Below are 6,266 nucleotides of genomic sequence, written 5' to 3' on the forward strand. Positions count from 1 at the left end.
GGCCCGGCCCGGGCCAGCGGGAATTTCTACCTCGGGGGCGACCGGATCCGCCTGACTGACGTCGACCTCGATGCGGGCGGGGTGACGGCGCAGGGCGCGATCGCCCTGTCCAACCGCGTCCCCTCGAGCGCCGACCTGACCTTCACGGCTCGCCCGGGGGCATTCCTCGCCTCGGGCACGGCCGATGGCCGCATCCGCCTGACCGAAGGCGCCGGGGCCGAGACCGCCATACTCGATGTCACCGGCCGCAATGTCCGCCTCGCCGGATCGTCCTGGATCATCCGCTCGCTGGACCTGAGCGGTCGCGGCACGCTGGACCGCCTGCCCTTCACCGTGAAGGCCGACGTCGGCGGCGCCACCCCGGTCAGCTTCGACGGAACCGGCGTCTATTCCCGCCAGGCGAACGCCCAGACCATCGTGCTGGAAGGCTCGGGCCGGGTCCGCGAGATCGCCTTCGTCACGCGCAACCCGGCGGTCGTGGCCCTGTCCGGGGACGGCCGCGTGGTCCGGGTCGACCTCGGGGTCGGCGGCGGCGTCCTGACCGGAGAACTGCGCCAGGATTCCCGCGCCGCCATCATCGAGGCCAATCTGACCAGCGTCGAACTGGGATCCCTCGCCCCCGACCTGCGCGGCCGGGTGACCGGACGGCTGTCGCTGCGGGGGTCGGGCGACGACCTTTCGGGTTCGGCGAACGTGGCGCTTGAGGACGTGCGCAGCATCGACGCGCCGCGCGGCCTCGCCATCGACGGCACCCTGAACGCCGTGCTGGTCGACAACACCCTGCGCGTCCAGGCCCAGGTCGCCGACGAAGGCGCGGTGCGGGCGAACGCCGACATCACCCTGCCCGTGGAGGCTTCGGCCGCTCCGCTGCGCCTGGCCGTGGTTCGGACCCGGCCGATGTCCGGCGAGATCGACATCCAGGGACAGGTGCAGCCGGTCTGGGACCTGTTCCTCGGCGGCGAGCGGTCGCTGTCCGGCAACATCAACGCCCGCGCGACCCTGGCCGGCTCGATCGCCGCGCCCCGCATCAACGGACGGATGGACCTGTGGGAGGGCGGGTTCCGCGACAACGCCACGGGCCTGCAGCTGCGGGACGTGACCCTGGCCAGCCGGTTCGACGACACCACCGCCATGATCGAGAGCTTCTCGGCCACGGATGGATCGGGCGGCCGGGTGTCCGGCGACGGTCGCATCGGCCTGCGCGAAGGCTCCGGCTCCAGCGTCGAGCTGACCCTCACCCGGTTCACGATCATCGACAACGATATCGCCGAGGCGCGCGCGTCCGGCCCGCTCAGCGTGGTCCGGGCCGAGGACGGCAAGATCCAGCTGACCGGCCGCATCGACATCGACGAGGCCACCATTCAGGCGAACCCGCCGGGCTCCAACGGCATCGTCCGCATGGATGTGGTCGAGATCAACAAGCCCGGCGGGGATGTTCCCGAGGAAGAGCAGAACCGACCCCGCGGTCCGCAAATCGGCGTCGACATCGCCATCCGCTCGCCCGGAGGCGACGTGCGCGTGGTCGGGCGCGGGCTGAATGTGGAGATGAACGTCAACGCCCGGGTGACCGGCACGATCAACCGGCCGACCCTGACCGGGACCGCACAGGTGGTGCGGGGCGACTATGACTTCGGCGGCAAGCGCTTCATCTTCGATGATCGGGGCGTGGTCACCCTGTCGACCCGCCCGAGCCAGATTCGCCTCAACCTGACCGCGACCCGGGACGACCCCGCCCTGACGGCCACCATCCGGGTCACCGGCACGGCGGCGCGGCCCGAGATCGCCCTGACCTCGACTCCGGAACTGCCGCAGGACGAGATCCTGTCACAGGTGCTGTTCGGGCGGTCGGCGTCCCAGCTGTCGGCCTTCGAGGCGGCGCAGCTGGCCGCCAGTGTGGGCGCCCTGGCCGGGGGCGGCGGCTTCGACGTGATCGGTAATCTGCGGGAACTGGCCGGTCTGGACCGGCTGTCGTTCGGCGGCGAGGCGTCCAGCCTGACCGTCGCGGGGGGGCGCTACATCACCGACGACGTCTATCTGGAGATCATCGGCGGCGGCGAGGACGGCGCAGTGGTCAATGTCGAGTGGCAGGTGCGTCGCAACCTGACCATCAGCTCGAAATTCGGCGGACAGGGCGAGGCCAGCCTGTCGATTCGCTGGCGCCGCCAGTCCCGCCAGCCGGGCGCCGATCGCGAGGACCGGCGCCCGAACCGGTAGGCTCAGTAGGCCTGGGCGTCGCGGAACTTGCCGAGGGCGTTGGCGCCGCGGATGCCGGCGATGTGCAGGATCAGCTGGATGACCAGCAGGGCCAACCCGCCCCAGGTCTGCCACGCCGGCGCGGCGGCGGCGGCGGCGGGGATATCCAGCTGCTCGGCCATGACCATGCCCAGCGCAGTGGTGCCCAGTCCATAAACCACCAGAACGGTGAACAGGATCGGGATCACGATGTTCGGCTTGAACCACTGGACGAGGCCGAGGATCAGCTGGATCACGACCAGCACGCCGGCGAACACCATCGCCCCGCCGGCCATCATCTCCGTCATGCCCGCGGCCTCCGGGGAGGTGGCGGCGGCTTCCGCCATGGCGGCTTCCATCATGGGGGCGCCGGGCCCCATCAGCCAGACGATCCCGATGACCCCCCAGATCGCGCCGAGAAATATAGCGATGGCGCTGGCGCGCGCCGCGGCTTTCGCTTCCGCGGCGTTCGTGATCGCAGCGGTCGGGTTCATCCCCCTCACCATGTCGGTCATGCCAGTGTCCTCCCTGTTTGGCCGCCACACCCTATAAGGGCCGGGGCCCGGTGCAACGCACAATCGGCGGCCGCCTTCACCTTTGCCGTCGGCGCCGCTAGGGTCCGGCCGCATGCGGATTCTCCCTCACGACCAGACCGTGCTCGACCATGTCGCGGCGCGGGAGACGGCCATCGTCGGCCGGGCGGTCGACTGGGCCGGGGTCAACTCCGGCAGCCGCAACGCCGCCGGACTGGCGCGCATGCTCGACCTGCTGGAGGCCGCGGCCGCGCCGCTGTCGGCCGAAGTGGCGCGCCTGCCCACCGCCGGCTCGACCAGCGTCGGCGACGACGGCGTCGTGCGTGAAGAGGCCTACGCCGACGCCCTGAAGATCAGCAAGCGGCCGCAGGCGCCGGTGCAGGTGATCCTGACCGGCCATTACGACACCGTCTTTCCGGCGGAGAGCGCCTTCCAGACCGTCACGACCCGCGCCGACGGCGCCCTGAACGGGCCGGGCGTCGCCGACATGAAGGGCGGGATCAGCGTCATGCTGGCGGCGCTGGAGGCGTTCGAGACCCATCCCGAGCGCGACCGCGTCGGCTGGACCGTGCTGCTCTCGCCGGACGAGGAGATCGGCTCGCCCGCCTCGGCCCCCCTGCTGGCCGAACTGGGCGCGCGGGGACACGTGGGCATGACCTATGAGCCGGCCCTGGCCGACGGCACCCTGGCGGGGGCGCGCAAGGGCAGCGGCAACTACCATCTGATCGTCAGCGGCAAAGCCGCTCACGCCGGGCGGGCCTTCGAGGAGGGCGCCAACGCCGTCGCCGGCGCCGCCATTCTCGCCGCCCGGCTGCATGCGCTGAACAGCCGGCGCGAGGGCGTCACCGTCAATGTCGCCAGGATCGCCGGCGGCGGTCCGCTGAACGTCGTCGCCGACAACGCCGTGGTCCGTTTCAATGTCCGCGTGCCGGACAAGGCCGCGTCCGACTGGATCGAGGCGGCGGTGCGCGAGATCGCGGCCGAGCCGCCCTTCCCCGGCCTGACCCTGGACCTGCACGGCGGCATGACCCGCCCGCCCAAGCCGATGGACGCCAGCCAGTCCGCCCTGTTCGAGGCCGTGCGAGAGACCGGCGCCCTGCTGGGCCAGGCCATCGCCTGGAAGCCCTCGGGCGGCGTCTGCGAGGGCAACAATCTGCACGCCGCCGGCCTGCCCAATATCGACACCCTCGGGGTGCTGGGCGGCGACATCCATTCGGACCAGGAGTTCGCCTGGCCCGCCAGCTTCGTCGAACGCGCACAGCTCGGCGCCCTGATCCTGTGCAAGATCGCCTCGGGCGAGATCGACGCCCTCAAACTGAAGTCCCTGCGTCTGGAGACGATGTAACCCCATGCTCGTCGTCCGACCCGCCGGCCCCGCCGACCTCGATCACCTGCTGGAACTGGCCATCCTCAGCGGCCCCGGCTTCACCAGCCTGCCCGAGGACCCCGACCAGCTGGCCGAACGGCTCGAGCTCGCCCGGGACAGCTTCTCCGGCCAGCTGGCGGCGCCGGACTGCTGGTACACCCTGATGCTCGAGGAGTCGGAGACCGGCGACGTCGACGGCGTCGGCTCGGTCAAGGCCGCGGTCGGGCTGAACCGGCCGTTCTTCTCGTTCCGGCTGGTCAAGAACACCCAGTCCTCGCCTTCGCTCGGGGTCAGGCTGGATCACCACACCCTGGTGCTGGTCAACGAGTGCACCGGCTGGTCCGAAGTCGGGTCGCTGTTCCTCAAGGCCGACCGGCGCAAGGGCGGCGCGGGCCGCCTGCTCAGCCAGTCGCGCTACATGCTGATCGGGGCCCAGCCGGAGCTGTTCGCCGACAATGTGTTGGCCGAACTGCGCGGCGTGTTCACGCCCGACGGCGCCTGCCCGTTCTGGGACCATGTGGCGCACAAATTCTTCCCGATGGACTTCGACGACGCCGACCGCATGACCGGCTCGACCGACAAGCAGTTCATCCTCGACCTGTCGCCGCGCCATCCGATCTACGTCGAGCTGCTGCCCGAGCCCGCCCGGTCTGTGATCGGCAAGGTCCATCCGCAGGGGGTGCCGGCCATGGCCCTGCTGGAAAGCGAGGGCTTCCGGCCCAACGGCCTGGTCGACATCTTCGACGCCGGGCCGACCGTGTCGTGCCAGCGCGACAACATCCGCACCGTCCGCGACGCGCGCAGCCTGACTGTGCGGATCGCCGACGAGGTCGAGGCCGAACTGCCGGCCCTTATCTCGACCGACAGCGTCGCCGCCTTCCGCGCCGTCCGCCAGCGGGCCGCGGTCGAAGGCGACGCGGTCACCCTGAACCGCGAAACCGCCGACGCCCTGAAGGTGCGGTCCGGCGACACCGTGCGGGTGAAGACATGAGCCCCCATCTGGACCCCATGACCGTTTTCAAATCCATCGATCCCGCCACCGGCGAAACCGTCTGGGAGGGCGCCGCCGCCTCTCCCGCCGAGGTCCAGGCCGCCACGGACCGCGCCCGCGCCGCCTTCCCCGACTGGGCCGACCGTCCGCGCCAGGACCGCATCGACGCGGTCAAACGCTATCAGGCCGTGCTGAAGGAGCGCGCGCCGAAGATGGCCGAGGCCATCAGCCGCGAGACGGGCAAGGCCCTGTGGGAGACCACGGCCGAGCTCGGCGCCATGGCCGGCAAGGTCGATATCTCGATCCGCGCCTATGACGAACGCACCGGCGAACGTATCGCCGACACCGCCTTCGGCCAGGCCGTCCTGCGCCATCGCCCGCACGGCGTGGCGGCGGTGCTGGGCCCGTTCAACTTCCCCGGCCACCTGCCCAACGGCCATATCGTCCCCGCCCTGCTGGCCGGCGACACCGTGGTGTTCAAGCCGTCGGAGGAGACGCCCCTCATCGGCCAGCTGATGGCCGAAGCCTTCGAGGCGGCCGACCTGCCGGCCGGCGTGGTCAATGTGGTTCAGGGCGCGCGCGACACGGGCGCGGCCCTGCTGGACAGCGGCATCGACGCCCTGATGTTCACCGGCTCGGGCGCGGCCGGGGCCCACTTCCGGCGCAAATTCGCCGACGATCCGCACGTCATCCTCGCCCTCGAACTGGGCGGCAACAATCCGCTGGTGGTCTGGGACGTCGCCGACGCCGAGGCCGTGGCCGGGATCGTCGTCCAGTCCGCCTTCGTCACCACCGGCCAGCGCTGTTCCTGCGCCCGCCGCCTGATCGTGCCCGAGGGCCCGCAGGGCGACGCCATCGTGGCGGCGGTGGAATCAATGATTGATCGCCTGATCCTCGCTCCGTGGAATTCGACCCCGGAGCCCTATGCCGGCCCCCTGATCTCGGTGAAGGCGGCGGAAGGCGCGCTGAAGGCGCTGCAGGATCGCATCGACATGGGCGCAAGGGTGATCCGCGCGTCCGGCCCGGTCGACAACCTGCCCGGCGCCTTCGTCAAACCGGCCATCATCGACGTCACCGGCCAGAGCGGCCGCGTCGTCTACGACTACATGAAGCCCGACGAGGTGCGGCTGAAGCGGCTGGGCGA

5 protein-coding genes are annotated in these 6,266 nt (G+C 70.9%); 4 read left to right on the plus strand and 1 reads right to left on the minus strand.

Translation table 11 applies throughout. From position 1 onward, the window contains the following. The coding region (locus RDU12_RS11085; RefSeq protein WP_308684620.1) for a translocation/assembly module TamB domain-containing protein at positions 1-2,214 on the plus strand (2,214 nt) is incomplete at its 5' end. Positions 2,215-2,216: 2 nt separating this feature from the next. Here the strand turns inward: RDU12_RS11085 and RDU12_RS11090 are convergent. Continuing rightward, entirely contained in the window at positions 2,217-2,747 is a 531-nt protein-coding gene (locus tag RDU12_RS11090; protein ID WP_300292423.1) for a hypothetical protein, read from the minus strand. A gap of 112 nt (positions 2,748-2,859) precedes the next feature. On the opposite strand from RDU12_RS11090, the gene RDU12_RS11095 reads away from it, so the two are divergent. From RDU12_RS11095 to RDU12_RS11105, 3 genes are all read left to right on the plus strand, one after another. Further along, a complete protein-coding gene (locus tag RDU12_RS11095; RefSeq protein ID WP_308684621.1) occupies positions 2,860-4,110 on the plus strand; it encodes a hydrolase in 1,251 nt (416 codons plus the stop codon). A gap of 4 nt (positions 4,111-4,114) precedes the next feature. Next, positions 4,115-5,122 (plus strand): arginine N-succinyltransferase, encoded by a 1,008-nt coding sequence (locus RDU12_RS11100; protein ID WP_300292022.1) that lies wholly within the window; start codon positions 4,115-4,117, stop codon positions 5,120-5,122. Between the two features lie 17 nt (positions 5,123-5,139). After that, positions 5,140-6,266 (plus strand): aldehyde dehydrogenase family protein (locus tag RDU12_RS11105; protein WP_308684622.1); only part of this gene is annotated, 1,127 nt, incomplete at its 3' end.

The sequence above is a fragment of the Brevundimonas sp. genome (assembly GCF_031082345.1).
In the GTDB taxonomy this organism is placed as follows: Bacteria; Pseudomonadota; Alphaproteobacteria; order Caulobacterales; family Caulobacteraceae; genus Brevundimonas.

Bases quoted from the DNA above. Each gene is read 5' to 3' on its own strand.
- RDU12_RS11090 (WP_300292423.1), bottom strand. From the start codon at position 2,747: ATGACCGACATGGTGAGGGGGATGAACCCGACCGCTGCGATCACGAAC.
- RDU12_RS11100 (WP_300292022.1), top strand. From the start codon at position 4,115: ATGCTCGTCGTCCGACCCGCCGGCCCCGCCGACCTCGATCACCTGCTG.
- RDU12_RS11095 (WP_308684621.1), top strand. From the start codon at position 2,860: ATGCGGATTCTCCCTCACGACCAGACCGTGCTCGACCATGTCGCGGCG.